Source organism: Mesorhizobium sp. WSM3862 (genome assembly GCF_002294985.1).
GTDB lineage: Bacteria > Pseudomonadota > Alphaproteobacteria > Rhizobiales > Rhizobiaceae > Mesorhizobium.
Window position 1 is genome coordinate 369,967 of record NZ_NSGE01000006.1, and the last position, 19,831, is coordinate 389,797.

24 protein-coding genes and 1 pseudogene are annotated in these 19,831 nt (G+C 59.7%); 11 read left to right on the forward strand and 14 right to left on the reverse strand.

Going from position 1 to position 19,831, the window contains the following annotated elements; genetic code table 11:
- Positions 1-88: 88 nt before the first annotated feature.
- Positions 89-316, forward strand: a complete 228-nt coding sequence (locus CK224_RS21030; RefSeq protein WP_095783065.1) for a hypothetical protein — start codon at positions 89-91, stop codon at positions 314-316.
- A gap of 26 nt (positions 317-342) precedes the next feature.
- On the opposite strand, the gene CK224_RS21035 is transcribed toward CK224_RS21030, so the two are convergent.
- Entirely contained in the window at positions 343-915 is a 573-nt protein-coding gene (locus CK224_RS21035; protein ID WP_095783066.1) for a TMEM175 family protein, read from the reverse strand.
- Between the two features lie 243 nt (positions 916-1,158).
- Here CK224_RS21035 and CK224_RS21045 point away from each other — a divergent pair, with 243 nt between their 5' ends.
- Together CK224_RS21045 and CK224_RS21050 are read left to right on the forward strand one after the other, a co-directional pair.
- The gene (locus tag CK224_RS21045; RefSeq protein ID WP_245426055.1) at positions 1,159-1,968 is read left to right on the forward strand and encodes an RNA ligase family protein; all 810 of its coding nucleotides are present in this window, start codon (positions 1,159-1,161) and stop codon (positions 1,966-1,968) included.
- Positions 1,969-2,100: 132 nt separating this feature from the next.
- Entirely contained in the window at positions 2,101-2,481 is a 381-nt protein-coding gene (locus tag CK224_RS21050) for a cytochrome c family protein (RefSeq protein ID WP_095779549.1), read from the forward strand.
- A gap of 233 nt (positions 2,482-2,714) precedes the next feature.
- Here the strand turns inward: CK224_RS21050 and CK224_RS21055 are convergent, their stop codons facing one another.
- The 5 genes from CK224_RS21055 to CK224_RS21080 form a co-directional block, all read right to left on the reverse strand.
- Positions 2,715-3,674, reverse strand: coding sequence for a manganese catalase family protein (locus tag CK224_RS21055; RefSeq protein ID WP_095783068.1), 960 nt, complete (start codon positions 3,672-3,674; stop codon positions 2,715-2,717).
- Between the two features lie 226 nt (positions 3,675-3,900).
- Positions 3,901-4,131: a hypothetical protein gene (locus CK224_RS21060; protein ID WP_095783069.1), complete on the reverse strand. Its 231-nt coding sequence runs from the start codon at positions 4,129-4,131 to the stop codon at positions 3,901-3,903.
- Positions 4,128-4,316, reverse strand: coding sequence for a DUF3606 domain-containing protein (locus tag CK224_RS21065; RefSeq protein ID WP_095780255.1), 189 nt, complete (start codon positions 4,314-4,316; stop codon positions 4,128-4,130). The genes CK224_RS21060 and CK224_RS21065 overlap by 4 nt, the downstream gene beginning before the upstream one ends.
- Positions 4,317-4,548: 232 nt before the next feature.
- Entirely contained in the window at positions 4,549-5,133 is a 585-nt protein-coding gene (locus CK224_RS31985; RefSeq protein WP_245426058.1) for a hypothetical protein, read from the reverse strand.
- Between the two features lie 237 nt (positions 5,134-5,370).
- A complete protein-coding gene (locus CK224_RS21080; RefSeq protein ID WP_245426061.1) occupies positions 5,371-5,538 on the reverse strand; it encodes a hypothetical protein in 168 nt (55 codons plus the stop codon).
- A gap of 182 nt (positions 5,539-5,720) precedes the next feature.
- Here CK224_RS21080 and CK224_RS21085 point away from each other — a divergent pair, with 182 nt between their 5' ends.
- Complete coding sequence (locus tag CK224_RS21085) at positions 5,721-5,954, forward strand: hypothetical protein (protein WP_095783072.1); 234 nt, start codon at positions 5,721-5,723, stop codon at positions 5,952-5,954.
- Positions 5,955-6,002: 48 nt separating this feature from the next.
- Here CK224_RS21085 and CK224_RS21090 read toward each other — a convergent pair whose 3' ends face one another.
- Complete coding sequence (locus tag CK224_RS21090; RefSeq protein WP_245426067.1) at positions 6,003-6,692, reverse strand: ABC transporter permease; 690 nt, start codon at positions 6,690-6,692, stop codon at positions 6,003-6,005.
- Positions 6,693-6,752: 60 nt separating this feature from the next.
- Positions 6,753-7,547, reverse strand: coding sequence for an SDR family oxidoreductase (locus CK224_RS21095; protein ID WP_095783073.1), 795 nt, complete (start codon positions 7,545-7,547; stop codon positions 6,753-6,755).
- 878 nt (positions 7,548-8,425) lie between these two features.
- Between CK224_RS21095 and CK224_RS21100 the strand changes: the two genes are divergently transcribed.
- A complete protein-coding gene (locus CK224_RS21100; protein ID WP_095783074.1) occupies positions 8,426-8,764 on the forward strand; it encodes a hypothetical protein in 339 nt (112 codons plus the stop codon).
- A gap of 684 nt (positions 8,765-9,448) precedes the next feature.
- Here CK224_RS21100 and CK224_RS21105 read toward each other — a convergent pair.
- The 6 genes from CK224_RS21105 to CK224_RS31400 form a co-directional block, all read right to left on the reverse strand.
- Positions 9,449-9,640: a DUF1127 domain-containing protein gene (locus tag CK224_RS21105; protein ID WP_095783075.1), complete on the reverse strand. Its 192-nt coding sequence runs from the start codon at positions 9,638-9,640 to the stop codon at positions 9,449-9,451.
- A gap of 324 nt (positions 9,641-9,964) precedes the next feature.
- Positions 9,965-10,237, reverse strand: coding sequence for a DUF983 domain-containing protein (locus CK224_RS21110; RefSeq protein ID WP_348628403.1), 273 nt, complete (start codon positions 10,235-10,237; stop codon positions 9,965-9,967).
- 196 nt (positions 10,238-10,433) lie between these two features.
- Entirely contained in the window at positions 10,434-11,711 is a 1,278-nt protein-coding gene (locus CK224_RS21115) for an HlyD family secretion protein (RefSeq protein ID WP_095783076.1), read from the reverse strand.
- 11 nt (positions 11,712-11,722) lie between these two features.
- On the reverse strand, positions 11,723-11,926 hold the full coding sequence (locus tag CK224_RS21120; protein WP_095783077.1) for a DUF1656 domain-containing protein: 204 nt from the start codon (positions 11,924-11,926) through the stop codon (positions 11,723-11,725).
- Positions 11,923-13,656, reverse strand: coding sequence for an FUSC family protein (locus CK224_RS21125; protein ID WP_095783078.1), 1,734 nt, complete (start codon positions 13,654-13,656; stop codon positions 11,923-11,925). The genes CK224_RS21120 and CK224_RS21125 overlap by 4 nt, the downstream gene beginning before the upstream one ends.
- 19 nt (positions 13,657-13,675) lie before the next feature.
- Positions 13,676-13,822 carry a hypothetical protein gene (locus CK224_RS31400; protein ID WP_176477975.1) on the reverse strand — a complete coding sequence of 49 codons (147 nt, stop codon included), beginning with the start codon at positions 13,820-13,822 and terminating at the stop codon, positions 13,676-13,678.
- Positions 13,823-14,313: 491 nt separating this feature from the next.
- Here CK224_RS31400 and CK224_RS21130 point away from each other — a divergent pair, with 491 nt between their 5' ends.
- From CK224_RS21130 to CK224_RS21155, 6 genes and pseudogenes are all read left to right on the forward strand, one after another.
- Complete coding sequence (locus tag CK224_RS21130) at positions 14,314-14,535, forward strand: DUF680 domain-containing protein (protein WP_095783139.1); 222 nt, start codon at positions 14,314-14,316, stop codon at positions 14,533-14,535.
- Entirely contained in the window at positions 14,535-14,768 is a 234-nt protein-coding gene (locus tag CK224_RS21135; RefSeq protein ID WP_095783079.1) for a DUF680 domain-containing protein, read from the forward strand. The genes CK224_RS21130 and CK224_RS21135 overlap by 1 nt, the downstream gene beginning before the upstream one ends.
- Positions 14,769-15,029: 261 nt before the next feature.
- Positions 15,030-16,319, forward strand: coding sequence for an epoxide hydrolase family protein (locus CK224_RS21140; protein WP_095783080.1), 1,290 nt, complete (start codon positions 15,030-15,032; stop codon positions 16,317-16,319).
- Between the two features lie 71 nt (positions 16,320-16,390).
- Entirely contained in the window at positions 16,391-17,143 is a 753-nt protein-coding gene (locus tag CK224_RS21145) for an alpha/beta hydrolase (RefSeq protein WP_210199669.1), read from the forward strand.
- A 71-nt stretch (positions 17,144-17,214) separates the two neighbouring features.
- The gene (locus CK224_RS21150; protein WP_095783082.1) at positions 17,215-18,273 is read left to right on the forward strand and encodes an alpha/beta hydrolase; all 1,059 of its coding nucleotides are present in this window, start codon (positions 17,215-17,217) and stop codon (positions 18,271-18,273) included.
- A gap of 15 nt (positions 18,274-18,288) precedes the next feature.
- Positions 18,289-19,667, forward strand: a pseudogene (locus tag CK224_RS21155) (FAD-containing oxidoreductase).
- The last annotated feature ends 164 nt before the right edge of the window (positions 19,668-19,831 follow it).

Consider the following 19,831-nt stretch of genomic DNA (forward strand, 5'->3'; position numbering starts at 1 on the left):
GCTGCCGGCGAAACACTGCTCACGGTGGGAACGATTCGAGCGCGAGCAAATTGAATCGCCGTGTGTTTGCGTCAAGAGTTCCGCGTTTATGAGCAGTCCCGTCACCAGCCAGAATTCAAAGCGCGCCGCAGTCCGCAAGGCGCTCGACCGCCACAAAGTCTACATCACCGCGCAGCGCTTCTCAGGCGGCACCTACGAAGCTCGGGTGCTGGTCGACGGCGAGGTTTATTGGGCCGATGAATTACGGCTGAGCCAGCTGCGCGCAGGAATATCGCCTTCGGAGCTCGAATTGGTGCCGGCGGGTGACGACGGCTGAACTTCCGGCGCGGCGCTTTGGTGTCGTCAGCCCCGCGCCTGTGGCCTGAGATAGACGACGAGGCAACAGATACAAATCCCCAATCCGACCACCGGGTATTTCAGTGCTAAGATAGCAGCGAGCCCGAAAAGCAAGAGCGTGACCAGCGCACGGAGACGCATCTTCCTCCGCGCCTGTGGTGACACCTCGTTGTCTGGCATCGGGTCAATAAGTTCGCGGATCAAGAAGAGATATGTCAGGTTGACCAGAAAAAACACGGCCGCATAGAAGGCGACCGGTTGAGGTGCTAACTCGCTGACGGCCATCCAAGCGGTCGCTAAGGGGAGCAACGAAACTGAGAAAAGATGCGCGAAATTGAGCCACATTAAAGTTGCCGAGCTCTGTTTCGCGTGCCGCAGGAGGTGATGATGATTCGCCCAGACGATCGCAATGAAGAGATAACTCACACCGTAGCTAAGCCACGTCTCCCATGATGCCAGAAGGGCTTTGAAGGTCGGCGCCTCGGGCGGGCGCAAATCCAAAACCAGAACTGTGATCAATACGGCGAACACGCCATCGGAAAATGCGTTCAGCCGTTCGAGTCCCGATGAAGGTAGCACCTGCGTCTCCGTGCCGCTCGTGCACCATGCTAGCGGACTTCGGACGATTCTTGATAGGCCCGCTGGCTCCGGCCGGCGGGTTTTTAGGCCGGCGGACAGTGCTCCTCGATCGTCGCCGTGATCAGCTGGAGCGCGGCGCGGCACTCAGGATCGTTCTGCATTACCTCTTCTCTATACAGTTTTGCTAAAATGCCCGGAACCGGAAGGCCGCTGCGCGGCTTTTATCGCCGTTGGGGTATGTGCATGCGTAACGCCAGAGAGCGGCTGAAGTTCATCAAGCCGCTGGAGCCTATCCAGGTCGAAACACCGCCGGTCAGCGACGACTGGCTGCATGAGATCAAATACGATGGCTTCCGCACCCAGCTCGTCCGCGACTGGGCCGGCGTGCGCGCGTTCTCCCGCAACGGCCACGACTGGTCGAGCCGCTATTGGCCGATCGTCAACGCGGCAGAAAAGCTGCCAGCGGAGTCCTTCATCATCGACGGCGAGGTGATCGCGCCGGAGCCGGACGGGCGGCCGAACTTCCACGCCATCCATTCGCGTATGACTTGGAACGCCGAGCTGCTCGCCTTCGTCGCCTTCGACCTACTCTATCTCAACGGCGAGCACGTTCGGGTGCTGCCGCTGATCGAACGCAAGGCGAAGCTCTGGAACCTGATCAAGCCGGCTGAGGGCATAATCCAGTATTCGGATCATGTCGAAGGCAACGGCGCCTCCTTCTTCGAAGCCGTCGAAAAGAGGGGCCTTGAGGGCATCGTGTCGAAGCGCCGTACGAGCTCCTATCGCAGTGGCAAGCAGGATTTCTGGGTGAAGACGAAATGCTGGGAGGTCGGCGACTTCGAACTGCTGGGCATCAAGCGAAAGCCTGGAAAGCCCGCTGCGGCGATCGTGGCGCGCGGTGGCCGATATGCCGGCACGGCGTTCATAACGCTGCCCAGCGGCCTCAGGGAGCGGCTTTGGAAACGTGTCGAAGCGGCCAGGGTATCCAAGCCTGCGCAGCGGGTGCCGAGCGCCTTCGCGAGTGGGTTAAACCCGGCATCACGGGCAGGGTGAAGTTCCTTCGCGGGGAGCACACGCTGCGTCATGCGACATTTCAGGATTTTAAGGATGGAACCCAAGACAGCCGGCCAGCTTGACTAAGAAGCGGATCCAGCAGATGACGATCGATCAGAGAGGAATGCCGCCATGCGCGCAATCGCATTTTTCATCGCCTCGTCGGCCACGATCTTCATTGCAAGCCCTTCGCGGGCGCAGGACGCCGCCGCAGGCGAGAAGGTCTTCACCAAGTGCAAGGTCTGCCACATTGCCGACCAGGACCAGAACAAGGTCGGCCCCTCTCTGCACGGTGTCATCGGGCGCACCGCGGGCACGCATCCCGGTTTCACTTATTCCATGGCCATGGCCGAGGCCGGAAAATCCGGCATCAAATGGGATGAGCCCACGCTGACAAAGTATCTTCAGGACCCGAGGGGGATGATCAAAGGAACGAAGATGGCGTTTCCCGGCCTCAAGAACGATCAGGACGTGGCCAACGTCATCGCTTACCTGAAACAGTTTTCCAAGTAATCGGGCCATTCCAGGCCCCTGTCTGTGGCGCCGGCTCGCCCCGACCGAAGGCGGCCGGGAATGGCGGCCGCGAGGCGCGAAGGCAACTCGCCCAAAGAGTTTCAGACTTTCTGAAGTTGGTCGCGCCGACGGGGCAGGGGAGCTCCCATGCTCGGTCGCGACAGGTGTTTCTTTTGGCTTCGGCACGGCAAAAACGTTCTCACCGGCTTTCCGTCGTTGCATGCCGCCTAATTCTACCTACTTTTGCGAGCGGCAGCTGCCCGCGCCGGCGCCTCCTGGATGTTGGCGGCGCCGCCCATGTCACCATTCTTGGTACGGCCCGCCCCCGGTCCTGCTCCAATATCGGCGCCCGTCATCGGATCGGAAGCGGGGTCCGAGAGTGTCCGCTCCGCCATATTGGCCGCGAGCTTCTTGTCCTTGGCATTTAGCTTGACAGTCGCCATCCCGTCACCGCCGTCGGCAGGCATCACCTCTTCGAGATTATCGATGCGGTCCCATTCGCCTCCCGAATTCCAGGGTCCCGTGGCGTCTCCTTCGCCCTGCGAGGTGTTGACGTACATGCTGGCATATTTCTCGATGCCCGGTAGTTTGCCCGTCGGGAAGTTGTTCTCTATCGCGTACAGCGCTTTCTCGAAGGACTTCTGGTGGGCGACTTCGCGCGTCATCAGAAAGCCGAGGGCATCCTTGACGCCGGGATCATCGGTGATGTTGATCAGTCGCTCGTACACGATCTTGGCACGAGCTTCGGCCGCGATGTTGGAGCGCAGGTCCACCGTTGGTTCGCCGCGAGAATCGATATAGGCGGCGGTCCAAGGCACTCCGGCCGAGTCGCACAATGCGGGTCCGCCGCCAAACAGGATTGACTCTTTGGCCGTTGTGCCGCTGGCGCCAACCATCAAATACAGCTCGGCTTCCTTCATCTGTCCCTCTGCAAGCTGTGCCTTGAGGCCCTTGTTCAGCATTGTGACAATTGACCCGACCACCTCGAGATGGCTTAGTTCTTCGGTCGCGATGTCGAGCAGCATGTCTTTCCGGCCGACATCGTCCTCACCCAGCCCTTGGGTGAAATAGCGCATAGCGGCGGCCAGCTCGCCATCGGCTCCGCCGAATTGCTCCATTATCATGCATGCCAGTTTCGGATTCGGCTCCGACACACGGACGGTGTATTGCAGTCGCTTATTGTGCATGAACATGAGGGTTCTCCAGGTTGGGATCCGCCCGAACCACTTTGCATCAGGAATGTTCCTTGGCACGGCGATGCCATACCTTGGCGCGACCTCGAGCGCAGGCCCAGCTCCTAGTTGCTCACGTTGTCGCCGCGGTCGTCCTCGTTGTCGAATCGCCGACCTACAAGGGTAGCTACACCGGACTCACCGCAACCAGAGGCGGCGAGCGTCATGCCTTGAGCATGCAGCCAGTTCACTGGAACATTTCGAAAATCGCGCGAGCTTTAAGAACCCGGGCACCCGCTTCATCCCGAACATCGACGAAGAGTTCGAGCCGGTCTTCAATTGGAACAACCTCGGCCGCAATCTCGGCCAACGCCATCGATGCTTGTCGCCTTACTGCCTGGATGTCACTCAGTTCCGCGCCGGTTTCATCGGTCACATGAGCTGAGCCACCGAACATGTCAAAGAAATAGCGGCTCATCGAGTGCCCAGCGCCTTTGCCTCACGCTCTAGAGTCTCACGGTCATTTCCATGCCTGGCGATCAGCTCGCGGACCTGAGGGATCGAGAGTCCGAATTTGCTGGCGAAGTAGCCGACCTCATATTCCTGATCCCCGGACACGCGGTCGCGGTCGCGCGAGTCGCGTTTGCTTTTGTCATCCGCCATGGTTCTCCTCCTCTCTCCGGACTAAAGGAAAGACTGATGAGGCGATAATGTTCCTTCTATCCGTTCTCGAGGCGGTCGATCCCGTGAGGTGTAGCCATCTGGTGGCAACATGAGGCTCGTCGCTTAGGGCGCCTACGTCGACAGATGGCACGATATGCCCCCAGCACACCGTCAAGGCGGCGGGTGAGGCGGCGACGTGCTCGGTCAGGCAGCTAGAGCATTCCGGCCGCAATCAGCCCGGCTTCAGCAGTCGAGTGAAGTTGGCACGGACGCGACGGCCCGAAGGCTTTAGTGCCGCGACCAGGGACTCCCTTGCCGCGCCTCCGTTCAGAAAAGACGGACTCTGACCGGAGAGAACTTCAGGCCAAAACCTTAAGGCCGATCGTACGATGGCCAATTGCGCACCGGCTAAGCCTTCTGCGTAAGCCAACGCCTTCTCGTTGATCGCAAGCATCACCTCAACCCCTTTTGGGGCGCTGCTGCTTGCATCCAAAGCGATTAGCGGAAGGCGCATCGCCACGACGGCCGGCGCCAGCATAAGGTCTCCGTAAAGCGAAGATACATTTTGCGAGTGAAGCTTCTTGCGAACGGACATGTGCCCTCTGGACCCGGCGTGACTGTTAGCCTTTACGCGCCAGTCGGGGCTTTGTTCCTCGACGAAGGCGGCCTTCATGAGCCCGTCATTAATTGCGAATACATTAGCGAAGCCGAATGTCCCATCATCGGCTCCTACAAAGGCCTCGTGCCCGGTTTCGTCCGGGCATTTTTTTGCTTCAAAGACGGCCAGCTTGATCGGACCGGGATGTGCGCGGAACAAATCCTTCGCCCTTGAGTTTCGCCGCATGGCAAAGAAGGCAAAACATGCAATTCAAAGCATCCCGTTGGATCACGACTTAGCGCGCGAGGCGGACTATTATGCCCGCAGGTGCGGTCTTACCCGAGACGAAACTCTTAGGATCATAAGAACGGCCAGTGCACCGAAGGGGATCGTAAGCTCCAAGGCCCACCAAAAAAGGCAGATAGGCTAGAATGCAGCCTGCCTCGCGCTCGCCTTTCAGACCTCGGCTAGTTTGGCCCTTATCGAGCCGATCGCATTTATGATCGCCTCCGCGGCCTGTCGGTCGAGCGCGATGTCCAAAAGGCCTTCGGTCGTATGGATGGACAGGATGCCTAGAGCGCCTGCGTCGTCCTTCACGGTGGCGACATGGATTTCAGTCGGCACAAAAGGAGACGCCTTCTGCCTACGCTTCATCGTTCACCTTGCTTGTGGGGGGGCGAGTGAGCATCGCGCAAACCGGCCGAGCGTTCAAGTGTGATTAAGTCTGACAACTACGGTGGGCCTATGCCGCAACCTTGTCGCACTCCCATGCACAATAGCTATGTCGGGAAAGTCGGAGAGAGGACATGGACACAAATGAGATGCAGGCCATTGCGGACACTTTGATGCGCTTAGTGACCCCTGAGATGAAGCCGAAACAGCTGGTCAAGGCCGTCAAGAAGCAGCACCCGAACGCCTCCAAGAAAGACATAGCCAGGGCCGCTTTCTACTCGATCATAGCGCGTGCCGATGAAGATCAGGGGAAGGCCAGAAATCTTCAGGCTTTCGCCATCGCGGAGCGCACCGCGGACGAGACTTAACATACGGTCCCATTGTGGAACCAACACCCGACGCGTTGCGCTGCGCAGCTATTCATTCAGGGCCGTTGGTCCCGTCGCGTCAACAGATTGGCAACCACCAACAGAACGATTGACAGCGCCATCATCAGGGTCGCTGGCCAGGAACTGCATGACGACAACCTCGTCGAAGGACGGGACAAAGGCAAAGGCGGCGCCCGAGAGCACGCCTGGCAGGATCAGCGGCAACATGACCCGGAAGAACGATGTCAGAGGTTTTGCGCCGGAGATCGCCGCGGCCCGCATCAGATTGCGGTCGAAACCGGTGAGGCTGGCGCCCACCGTCACCACCACGAAGGGGCTGGCCAGAGCGGTGTGCGCCAGGATGATGCCGGCATAGGTGCTGGCCAGACCGACGCGCGCGTAAAACAGGTACGAGCCGACGGCAGTGATCACAACCGGCACGATCAGCGGCGACAGCAGCAGCGGCATGATAATGCGCCGGCCGGGGAACTTCTCGTCCGACAGCGCGATCGCCGTCAGCGTGCCGAGCGTCGTCGCGATCACGGTCGTGCCCAAGGCGACGATAAGGCTGTTGCCGATTGCCGCCTGCCAGCGCTGCGTGCCAAGCACCACCTCGTACCAGCGCGTCGAAAGGCCTTCGAGCGGGAAGATGAAGAAGGAGCCGCTGTTGAAGGACAGCGGCACCGGGATCAGGATCGGCACCAGCAGGAACAGGATTACCAGCCCGCGCCACAGCACAGCGTGCGCTTTTGAGAACGTTAGTTCTCCACGCGGCTCTACCTAAAGACCCGCAGAGAATTAGGCCGTCTGGTAGCGGGGCGCGGTCATAGAATTCGACAGCTTGCCGATCATCGCCTGACGTGCGGTCTCGTATGTATCAAACAGGCTGCCGTCCTGGAGTGAGGGGATGGTCGCGAACTCGCCGCGGTCGAGACCAATCAGCGCCGCATCCACCAGATCCTCGCCGCTCATTACGATTGCGCTTGGCAATAATTCGATCGGCCGGCCCGCGATGGCCCAGAAGTCCGTAGCCGTGGCGCCCGGCAGGACGACCTGCACACGGACGCCGGTCCCCTCTAATTCCTGTCGTAATTTCTGACTGAACGCGACGACAAAGGCCTTCGTGCCGCCGTAGACACCGTTCAGCGACTCCGGGTTGATCGCAACGATCGACGCGATGTTGATAATTGTTCCGGCACCACGCTCTATGAATATAGGAACGATGGCGTAGGTCAGCCGCATGAGCGCAGTCACATTAAGCGAAATCATAAAGGTCATCTGCTCGACATCTGAGTCGACCAACTTCAGTGCGCTGCCCAGACCTGCATTGTTGACGAGCAGTGTTACGTCCGGGGCCGTCTTCAGAAAATGCTCAATGCGCGACAGGTCCTTCGCATTGGCGAGATCAGCAGGCAGTACATCAACCCTACGGCCAGTTTTGGTGCGAATCCGGTCCGCAACTGTCACCAGCTTGTTGGCGCTGCGTGCAACCAAGACCAAGTCATAGCCCTGCGCGGCGAGCCGATCGGCATATACCACTCCGATGCCGCTAGATGCGCCGGTAATGACCGCTCTTCCTTTGGTGTTTTCCATTCCTTTTACTCCGATGTTCGAGATCAGCGTGGACGGAGGGTGCTGAACGAAACGTCTGTTCGCGCGATCTCCAGGCCACCGAGGCTGGACAAGCAGGGGCTTCAGCTGTTCAGTGCCGGCAGTGGCTTGTGCTGCTCGACCCGTTTCATGGCGGCTGCTGAAGGCATCCTGGATCTCCGTTCCGGATCACCGACCGCAATGGCGGCGTTGACCTGACCGTTCCGTGGTCAGCGCGTTGCTGTCCGAAATATGCGATGAGAGATCCGCGGATCCTATAGTACCAATGTATCTCCAATACTTTGGTGTTGGAGAAGCCACAGAGTAGATAGACGTCATAACGCTCTACGGCCGGGCCGAAGCTGGGCGATCGGATGCGAGCTGCTTATTATCGCGCGGAGTCATTGTTTAGGTAGTTGAACCTCTTGTCAGACGTGGAGGCACATTGCGGACTGTAAGTGGAGACGGGGCGTGTGGCGGAAGCTGGACTCATCGCTGCACCCTGAGGACAAACAGATCACCGGCCAATAGCGCGCGAGAACAACCTCAGCCCGATCGACCTGAATGATCCCAAGGTATCGAAGACACCTTTGTGTAATGGACCAGCGGTCGAACTCGACCAAAATGTCCTCGTATCCCACATTACAAAGGTAGGAGACGACCTATGACAACCTGGAATTCGATCGTGCAACTTACGTCGGCATTTCGCGAGTTCGTTGCACCTCGCTACCGCCCCGAACTTCACTACATGCGCGGTCCTGGCCCAGCGTTCGCGCGACGGGCTGTGATGGTGGAATCGCGGCACGCTCCGCCAATTCTACGCACCCCGCATCGATAGTCACACGGATCTTAGCTGGACCAAATGCTAACTGGAGACCGCAATGCCCCTCTCAAGAATAGCATCCTGCGCAGATGCCGCAGCTTTGTCCTGGTTCGTCGCAATCACATTTGCGGCGCTCCCGGTTGATGCTCATCAGGCGCCGACTGGATGGACATATCCCTGGGCCTGTTGTGCGAACATTGATTGCCAGGAAGTTGAGGCCAAGTCGATCAGTGAGAAGCCGCAGGGCTACGTTATCCAGAGCACCGGCGAGGTTGTCGCTTATGGTGATAAACGGGTGAAAAGCTCGCCAGATGGCGAATTTCATTGGTGCGCGCACCAAGCCGGCATTGATGCCGGCCACACGATCTGTCTCTTTGTACCTCCGAAAGGCTTCTGAGCCATAGAAACGGTCCTGGAGCGAGTTTCCCTGGCAAGACGGCAAACCGTCGTTGTCAGACCTACCTCCGTCGGCGTCGCACAGGCAGGGGCGTCCGGTTGTGCGCGACCGATCCTAACGCAGCGAACAGTTCCGGCACGGAAAGTGGCCTTTGAGCAGCGAGGAGGAACTCTCGCTCTTTCTCCGTTGGAGAGTGGGGGCGAGTGCGCAAGATCGAAAAAGGCAGCACTTGCGTATTGCCCGCGTTCTCGATCGGGCTTGCAAGCTACCTTGCGGTCCTCGAAGCGCGGTGGCTTTTTGACCGGACGCGAGGTCCTCCTCAAGCTGTTCAACTGCTGGCTCAACATGAGCCGCGCGGCCAGAGCTGACCAACAAACTCGTATGTCGCCGGGATCTGACTTTAGCGGCGGCCATATAGTTCGTGGGCACGCCATCACGTGAGGGCGGCCACGCAACCGACGAGTTGCTCCGCCAACACTCCAATAACGACGATCCTCGGCTGGGTTTTCAACCGGCTGCAGTTCGGTGTTCGCCGCGTTACGTGGAGGACGAATACAGAATCACGGCTGACATACTCGGCCCTCTACGCAGCAAGGCGCTTATGAGACAACACCATCGAATCCGACATCGCGGGTTTGCTTGTACGGAAGCAGTTCGCGCCGGCTCATGGCCAGGCACGGACCTCTATCTCCAGAACGGCTGGCGCGCCTCGCGATTGGCGTCAAGGCGCGAAACGCCGATGTCCTTCAGCAGGTCGTCGCTTAAATCCAGCAGCGCCGAGCGCGAACGTCGCCTACCGAACTGCCACTCCAGCCTTGCCAACATGGAGTTGACGGGGAAACGAGATGCGCCGGACTTTGTGTCGATTGTAGACATTGTCCTATCCTTAGTTTTGATTGCTTCATCTCACATTTATTCCTGAGCGGGACAGGATCCACTATACGATGGTGTGCGCAATACTTTTGTATTGTTCGAAGTCGATCATCGAAGGTGCGATAGGCGGACACCAGACCCTAGCGTTCATCCGGACCATCAGGAATTGCTCAAGCCGATCCATTCCTAGGTGCGGCAAGCCTGGTGAGGTGGACGGGTGCCTGCTTCCGCTATAAAAAGAGCGACGCCATCCTGTCGGCGCGCAGCGACAGTTGCCCCGACAGATCCGGTCCAACATTTTCGGCCCTGCCCAGTCCGCCCGAGCGCTCAGGCTTCCATTGCATCGTCGCGGCCGCCGAAGCCGTGCACCTCGAGCGCCCATTGCATGCCGATAACTGCGCCTTTGACCCACTGAAGCAGAATCAGGCCTAACAGGATCGCTGCGGGAGCCCATTGCGAGGTGCTCCTGAGGGACGATTTGAACAACGTTTCGGTGCTAAGGAATCCGCCGACCACAAGGTGTCCGACGATCACCATGACTAGATAGGGCGGAAATCGTCGGCGCTGTGGTGATGGATCGCTTCGCCGCAATGACGGCATTCAAACACCGACTTGAGCCAGTGGCGAACAGCATACGATGGCTGCAACGGGGGCAGTTTCCGAGAAAGCCGCGCATTATCACCGGCCACAGCCGCCGTGCCGGTCGCAGGGACTGCGCTTTGGCGCCGAAGACCTGATCCTTCCGTGTGTTCGATCTCGAGCATGCTGTGACGCGAAGAGCTCGCGTCGTGGTGACTTATTCGTAGCGCGGCGACGCCTCTATACCGGTGGCCAGGCTGGGATTGATCTGTTCCGGCTCCTGAGTTGCTCGTGCTGTCCACGCCGGGATTGATTGCGCCGGCGCAACGGCGGCCGTGGCCGGCGAAATACAGTCCGGGCGCGCCGCCGGGCCGCTGAGTACATTGATCAGGCTCGCACGTGCGCTGTCGAACCAGCTGTAATGGTCGCTGGCAGAGTCGTCCCGGATCGTAACGGTTGCAGTCATGCCGGATACAAGCGGTACACCGGTCGGCACTTCGTCGATTGCGATGCGAACCGGAACGCGCTGCGCCAGTCGGACCCAGGTGTAGATCGGATCCACGTTTGGGAGACCTTGCGTGCCGGCGGCCGCATTGGAAACGCTGAGACCGCGGGTGATTGTGCTGACGTGGCCGAGGATCGGCGCTGAGTAGCCCATCAGTTTTGCCTCGACGTGGGCTCCAGTGCAGACTCGCGCCATTTTGGTCTCTTCGAAGTATCCATCTATCCAGAAGCTGTCCGAATCGATGACCGAAAGATTGGTGATACCCTGGCGAGCAAAGTCGCCGGCGCGCAGCAGGAGGTTCGTCACGTATCCGTTCACCGGACTGCGAACCTCGGTGCGCTCCAGGTTTATCTGAGCTTGAGTGAGTTGGCTTTGCGCAGCTTCGAACGCAGCCTCAGCCTGGATCGCATTACCGGCATAGATCTGTTGCTGCTCCGGGGTAGTGGCAAGACTCGACAATCTGCCCTGTCGCTCAGACTGCCGCTGCTTTACCTGGAGGTCGGCTGCTCGTTGCTGCAGCGCGGCTTTGCTGATGTCCAGCGCCACGTTGAAATCGAAGGCATCGATCACATACAGGACATCGCCCTTGCGCACGAACTGATTGTCGGCAACGCGCAGTTCCTTGATCCGGCCGGAGACTTCAGGAGCTACGCTGGCGACCTGAACGCGGACGCGGCCGTCGCGGGTCCACGGGGTGGTCAGGTACTGGTCCCAGGCAATGAGCGATACCAGAACGGCCGCCAGTGCTATCACGAGAGTCGCAAGCGTTCTTCCTGACGCAATCAGCCCTTGCGGTATAGGACGCCGCTTCTGGATGGAGAGCGGTTGCGGCGGCAAAGGCATTAGATCGCGATCCTTCGGTGTGACCTCCGGCACGATCTTCAGATTTGCCGGTGGCGGCGCATCGTCCGTTCGTGTCGGATTGGCCGACCCCGTTTCGGGCGTCGACGGCGTTGGCCGAACCGGCTGGTCTTTGAGCTGCGCTTCCATGACGGTCTCCATTAGATAAGAAGCACGATAGTGCCGAGCACCATCACGTAGAGGCTTAGCTCGGCAATCGACGTGTGACTGAACATCTTTGCGAAGCCGATCAGGTGCAGGATCGGGCGAAGAACAAGGATGATGGCGAACGCTCCGAGTGCGTAAGTCACGAAGGGTGCGAACAGCACGCCGCCAATCGTCAGTTCATGAAAATCATGTGTCATGGCAAGCGTCCTTGCGTGTGGTTGCGGCCGAAGCGAATTGCCGCGGCCCGATCGAAGTACGCCAGCGCTTCCTCCACGGAATCCCGATACTCTGCATCGGTCGGACCTGCCGCGGTGACCCGCGCGACCCGAACGGCATCGCGAAACGTCGCTTCCTCGGCTGCGTAGTGTCGATCGATGCGACCTGACAGAAGCTCGTGCCGAGCCGAGGCAAGCAGCCAGCGTCTGCGTTGGGCGTCCGAGACTGGCGGAATGAGATATTGCGCCCCTAGTAGCAAACCGGAGGCGATACAGAGGAACAACGAGGTGAAGAGAAAGGCCTGCGGGTTATAGGTCTGCGGATTGCTCGCCGCGAGGACGGCCGAGATGAAGATCAGGTTGACTTTCCCTAGGCCCGACAGCACCGGGTTTGGCAGCGTTGCCACGAGGGCGGCCCCAATCAGAAATGGAGCAAGACCGATCGCCAGAAGCGGGAAGTCGGAGGCGCCATTGAGAACAAAGAACTCGAGGATGCCGGTCAAAGCGATCGCAATCGGTGTCCCGACAAGGCCGAGTGCCGTAAAGGCTCGAGGCGCGGGGGTCGTGGCACCCAGTCCGACAATGACCACAATCAGCGATAGTGCGAAGCTCGCGTTCGTCCAGCCCGCCAGGACGAGCAGAGCCGACGTCACCGCAATGCATGCTGCCGCCCGCCATCCACTTTCGATTGCGACACGCTGCGACCGATAGAGCGGCGCTCGCCAAGAGCGCGATAGACGCTTTTCAGATTTCAGCGAGGACAGATAAAGGTGGACCTCGGCGTCCCGCCGCAGCAACTCGCGTAGCGCCCCCTCGAGGGATGTCGGCGCGGTGCCGGTCAGACCGGCTGAATCCTCGTCGGTCGGGAACGACAAAGACTTTTCGGCGTCCGCATTGAAGGCGTGCGCCAGCCGTTCGCACAGCACCCGATCGGTGATTGCAGGAAGCTCCGCCAAGGCGCGCACCGATTGCAGCTCGCCGACAAGCGCCACGATCGCGCTGCGAGCCGCAGCGCTCCTAATTGGACCGCTGCTGGATTCGGCGGCGAGACTCGAGATGTCGGGGCGGAGCGCAACGATCTCTCGGATTAGAGCCGCCACCGCCTCCGCGCCAGTTGGCTCGCCGCGAATAACGGCTTGCGCATAGTTCTGTACTCGCCGGTGAAGGACTGCGAGTTGCCCCCCAATCTGCTGATGACGGTCGGGCGCCGACAACAGATCGTTCACGAGCGTGATCGACAGCACGCCCACAGCAATGGCCGCGCCGCGGTCCATGGCCGTTTCAAAAACATGCAGCGGATTGTCGATTTGCTGGAGCGCGACCAAGCCAACGGTGTACCCCGATAGCACCGCCGCATATGCGCGATAGCCGTCAAGCAACGCACAGGCATAGATGCAAAGACCCATCCATGCCGCGAAGGCCACGAGGAGCAAATCTCTCGTCTGGGATAGGGAGCCCACGATCGCGATCGAAGCGACCACCCCTATGACGGTTGCGATTAGGCGATAGCCGGCCTTCTCAAGCGCCTGCCCGCGTGTCGGCTCCGCCAGGATCATGACCGTAAGCATGGCCGAAGAGGGCGTCGAAAGCTGGAGCCAGAAGCTCACCAGCAAGGCGACGATCGCAGCAATCCAGATGCGGACCGCAAAGGCCCACGACTGGAGAGGAAATCCAGCGACAGTCAGGGGCAGGGCGCTTGTGGTCGCGGTCATAGCAGGGAATCCTCGAGCATCATCCAAGGATCACACCAGCGACCGAGAATATGATCCACAATCCGAACAAGGGAAGGAGGATCCAGCGTGCCTGGTGGACGCTGTTCTCCTTCGGCGCCCTTACAATCACAGAGACGCTTGGATTGTTGATCTGATGGTCGCCCATGATGCATCTCCGTGGTTGAGATGCCATACAGATCGACTGACGGCCGCGGCAAATCTATTGCACGATAGTGTCGCCAATACTTTCGTATCGCATGGCGTGGGTCCTCTAGGCCGGTTGGCGGACGCTTGGGCTGCGACAACAGCCGCGATGGTTGCGAGTGGCAATGTTGAACTGCAGCGAGATCTCAAATGTATTTGCCGATTCGTTGCAAGCCATGCCGATTTTCCTTGAGTCGATCTCAATCCGATGGCGGGCTGTCGGTGGCGCTGAGAAGCGGCGTGGCCTGCATCTTGATGACGTACACCGAAAGTATAGAAGGAAGTATGTAAGAAAGTATTCCGATATTTTCTTATTAAAATAACAACACAAGACACCTTGGTATAATTGGAATTTAAGATGCTCCCATCCATCTGGAGATCATCCGGCAAGCGTACCCTCCCAAGGCGCGCCACCGTGATGAACAGAAACAGATGGAAAAGGAGTACGTTGAAATGACCAGAGCATCCCTCGCCACTGCTGCGCTTCTCGTCAGCGGAAGCGCCGCGTTTGCCGGTAGCGATCACTATGGTTCTGACAATGTCTACAGGCCGACCGCGCCTGTAAGCACCAACATCGACCACAACTTCACGGCTTCGATCGACCACCACAAGCGGCATGTCAGCCTCGGTTCGCCCTTCGACCCTGAGCCCGGCCAGGGGATCTGGGGGCATTAATGACCAAGGTAGCGCTGTTAACCTTGGTCATCCTCGCTTCGACGGGCATGGCGTTCGCAGGCAGTGACCATTATGGCACGGTCGGTGATAACGGTTCGAACCTTACCGACTCGACGCTCACCGGGTCGATCAGCGGACATAACTCCAGCAAAAACAAAGTTGTCCCCAAGGCAAGCGGTGATCAAAGCCATCATTCGTGGCCTGATTTCAACAAGGGGCCCTGGGGCAATTGACGATCTGCCCCGGACTCAGACAGATGAACGGCGGGCATGGCCCGCCGTTCATCGTTTATGGGCCATTTGATCTCCGACCAAGCTCTTCGCTAAGTGAGAGTCGCACCGTTGCATCGAGCTCGATCTGCCGTGCCGAGTTGATGGAAGCTCCCGCTCGCACCAATCCTAAAGTATTGGCGACACCTTGGTGTAATAGATTTTCTCGCGGCTCCCACCGATCTTCGCTTCGAACTTTTCGCCGGATCGACATCGGAGGTTATCATGTCGAAACTGTCACCCACTCGTCGTCAACTTCTTGCTGCTGCGGCCGCAGGCAGTGTCGTAAGTCTGCTGCCCGGGGCGCTGCGCGCGGCCACCGATGACACCATCAGACCCCTCAAGATCAGTTTCCCGGAATCCGATCTGGCCGACCTGCGCCGGCGCGTCCTCGCGACGAAGTGGCCGGACAAGGAGCAGGTGTCGGACACCACGCAAGGTGTGCAGCTCAAAACGATGCGGCAGTTGGCCCAGCACTGGGCGACCCACCATGACTGGCGCAAGATCGAAGCCCGGCTGAACGAGGTGCCGAATTTCGTCACGGAGATCGACGGGCTCGATATTCACTTCATCCACGTCCGGTCGAAGCACGCGAACGCGCTCCCGATGATCGTGACACATGGCTGGCCTGGCTCGATCATCGAGCAACTCAAGATCATTGGCCCGCTGACCGATCCTACCGCTCACGGCGCGACAGGCGCAGACGCCTTCCATCTCGTCATCCCATCACTGCCAGGTTACGGCTTTTCGGGCAAGCCAACAGGAGTCGGCTGGAATCCCCCTCGAATTGCCAGGGCCTGGGCCGTTCTGATGCAGAGGCTCGGTTACAAGGAGTATGTGGCCCAGGGCGGCGACTGGGGGAATGCCGTCACTGAGCACATGGCCTTGCAACGGCCGCCGGGGTTGCTGGGCATCCACACAAACATGCCTGCGGCGGTGCCGGCCGAAATCAACAAGTCGCTGGGCGAAGGAACGCCACCCGCCAATCTTACCGCCGACGAGTTGAGAGCATGGAACCAGCTCGACTCCTTCAACAAGAATGGCCTGGGCTATGCCATCGAGATGAACAACCGCCCGCAGACGCTATACGCCATCGCGGACTCGCCGATCGGCCTTGCGGCGTGGATGATCGACCATGACGACAGCAGCCAGAAGATGATCGCCCGGGCTTTTGCCGGCCAGAAGGAAGGCCTATCGAAGGACGATGTGCTGGACAACGTCACCCTCTACTGGCTGACTAACACGGCGATCTCTTCGGCTCGGCTTTACTGGGACAATGCGCATCATCCAACCGGTGGGTTCTTCGACGTGCGCGGAATCCAGGTCCCGGTCGCAGTGACAGCCTATCCCGATGAAATCTACACGGCGCCGAAGAGCTGGGCCGAAAAGGCCTACCCCAAGCTGATCCACTTCAACAAGGCCCCGAAGGGCGGCCACTTCGCGGCGTGGGAACAGACGGACTTGTTTTGCCAGGAAATGCGTTCGTCATTCCGGTCTTTGCGCAAGCCGGCCTAGAGCCGCGCGAACAAACTTCACGACAGAGCTTGAAAGGAGTTCTACCGATGAAAATCTGCTCAGCTGTTTTGATGTTCGTCACCTTCTTGGCGACATCCGCTTTCGCGGCAACTGCGGAGCCGGCCAAACCGACCGTGGTGCTCGTGCACGGCGCCTTCGCCGACTCCTCGAGTTGGAATCGGGTTGTAGCCATTCTGGAGAAGGACGGCTACACGGTCGTTGCGGCCGCCAACCCGTTGCGAAGCGTGAAGAGCGACGCCGACAGCGTGCGCAGTCTTCTCAAGACCATCACAACGCCTGTCGTTCTGGTCGGGCACTCCTATGGCGGCATGGTGATCAGCGACGCCGCGCACAACCAGGCAAATGTGAAGGCGCTGGTCTATGTGGCCGCTTTCGCGCCGGAGTCCGGTGAGAATGCCGGCGCGCTCGACGGCAAGTTCCCGGGCAGTTTGCTCGGTCCGGCATTGATGCCAGTGCCGTTGTCCGGAGGAGGCCATGACCTCTATGTCCAACAGGACAAGTTCCGCGACGCCTTCGCGCCGGACTTACCCGAAGCCGCTGCCAAGCTTGCGGCGGCCACCCAAAGACCGATCACTGACATCGCATTTGGCGAAGCGGCGAGCGAGCCGGCCTGGAAGACCATTCCGTCATGGTTCGTCTATGGTGACCACGACACCGCAATTCCACCGAAGGCGTTGGCCTTCATGGCCGAGAGAGCCCACGCGCGCGAGACGGTTGTGGTCAAAGGCGCATCGCACGTGGTGATGATCTCGCACGCGCCGGCGGTCGCGAAGGTTATCGAGGACGCAGCCAAAGGACAGTAGGCGTAGAATGTCGGGGGCCGTGGCAGGCGCAGCCTGATTTGGAACCATCAAACACATGGGACGACCAACCGATGAGCAGCTTCAATAACCTGGACCAGATCAGCCAAAGCCGGCGCGGCTTCTTCGCGGCTGCCACAGCGGGCCTGGCTGCAGCCCAACTCGGCATGATTAGATCATCGGCAGCAGCACAACAAACAGAGGCGAGTGCCACATCCAAAGCGGGATCGCATACTTCGTTCGCAGCGCTCAAACAGATCGACGCCGGCGCGCTGAATATCAGCTATGCTGAGGACGGCCCTGAAAATGGGCCTGCGGTCATCCTGCTGCATGGCTGGCCCTACGACATCTACAGCTATGTCGACGTCGCTCCGGTCCTGGCCAAGGCCGGCTATCGTGTGATCGTGCCCTATCTGCGCGGCTACGGCACCACCCGATTCTTGTCCGCAGAAACGCCGCGAAACGGCCAGCAGGCGGCGCTAGCGTCCGACATCGTCGACTTAATGGATGCGCTCAAGATCGATAAGGCGGTCCTTGGCGCCTATGATTGGGGAGCGCGGACCGCCGACATCATTGCCGCCATCTGGCCCGAGCGCTGCAAAGCGCTGGTCTCGGTCAGCGGTTATCTCATCGGGAATCAGGAGCTCAACAAGATCCCGCTGCCACCCAAGGCCGAACTCCAGTGGTGGTATCAATTCTACTTCGCCACGGAACGAGGCGCGGCCGGCTACGCCAAATACACGCGTGAGTTCGCGCGTCTGATCTGGGAACTGGCCTCGCCACAGTGGAAGTTCGACGACGCCACTTTCGCGCGCTCCGCAACCGCCTTCGACAGTCCTGATCATGCGGCGATCACGATCCATAACTACCGCTGGCGGCTCGGCCTGGCACAGGGCGAACCACAGTTCGATGCGCTCGAGGAGAAGCTCGCGACCTTCCCCAGCATCGGCGTGCCAACCATCACCATCGAGGGTGATGCCAACGGCGCGCCGCATCCGGATCCAGCAGCCTATGCCAAGCGCTTCACCGGCAAGTATGAGCATCGGCTGTTTAAGGGCGGCATCGGCCACAATGCACCGCAGGAGGCGCCGCAGGAATTCGCCAAAGCTGTTTTCGACGTCGATCGACTTTGAACGCGGCCAGAACCCATGGACCACAGCTTTGACGCAATAGTTATCGGGGCTGGCCAGGCTGCCCTTCGCTGGCTGGGCGGCTGACAGCTTCCGGGATGAGGGCCGCGCTCGTTGAGCGCAAGCTGTTTGGAGGAACTTGCGTCAACACGGGTTGCATGCCGACGAAGACGCTCGTCGCCAGCGCCTATGCGGCGCATCTGGCGCGGCGGGGGAGCGAATATGGCGTCGCGATCGAACCACCGATCCAGATCGATATGAAGCGGGCGAGGGCGCGCGCGGATATGGTCTCAACAAATGCGCGCACGGGCGTAGAGACGTGGCTGCGCGGCATGAGCGGCCTGACCGTATTCCAGGGACATGCGCATTTCGAAGGTCCCGATCGCGTTCGGGTCGGCGAGAGCGTGCTGCAAGCGCCTCGCATTTTCATCAATGTCGGCGGGCGCGCCAGTGTACCCGACATGCCCGGCATCAACGCCGTCAATTATCTTACCAACACCTCGATCCTCCAACTCGACGCCGTTCCGGAACATTTGGTCGTTGTAGGTGGAAGTTATATCGGGTTGGAATTCGCCCAGATGTACCGGCGTTTTGGTGCCCAGGTCACCGTGATCGAAAAGGGACCGCGGCTGATTGCACGCGAGGACGAGGACATCTCCGAGGCTATACAGCAGATCCTAACAGACGAAGGAATAGCGGTGCGGACAAACGCCACCTGCATCGCGTTCAGCCCTCGCCCGGACGGGATCGAGGTGCGTATCGATTGCACTTCTGGACAGCCCCAGGCGGTAGGTTCCCACGTCCTGCTGGCGGTGGGCCGCCGGCCGAATACGGATGATCTTGGTCTCAAAAAGGCCGGTGTCGCCACCGACGCCCGTGGGTACATCATCGTTGACGATGGCTTGGTGACCTCCGTCCCCGGAATTTGGGCGCTCGGGGAGTGCAATGGCCGCGGCGCCTTCACGCACACTGCCTATAACGACTTCGAGATTGTCGCTGCCAATCTGCTCGAAGGCGCCAACCGTCGCGTCAGTGATCGCATCCCTGGCTATGCGCTTTATATCGACCCTCCTCTCGGCCGTGTCGGGCTGACAGAAGCCGAGGCTCGCAAAACCGGGAGGCCGTTGCTCGTGTCCACCCGTCCCATGACTCGTGTCGGCCGCGCGGTAGAACGCGGTGAAATGAAGGGGTTCATGAAGGTCGTAGCCGACGCCGAGACGCAGAAGATCCTGGGAGCTGCAATCCTGGGCGTCAATGGCGATGAGGCAATACACGGGATCCTCGACACCATGAACACTGGCTCCTCCTATCCCGAGCTGCAATGGGCTGTCCCAATCCATCCGACAGTCTCGGAGCTGATACCGACTGTTCTCGGGAATCTCCGGCCCGTCTCCTGATCCGATGCTGACGAAACGCCGCCAAGTCCTAGCGGAAATGAGGCCTTTTTTGGTGCGCATCGAGCGTTCGGAAGAGCGCCCGGGGCATGGTTTTGGCGGGGCATCCTAGCGACCGGGCTAGAACTCGACGCTACCGTTCCGCAGCAACTCTCCTTCGCGAGTGA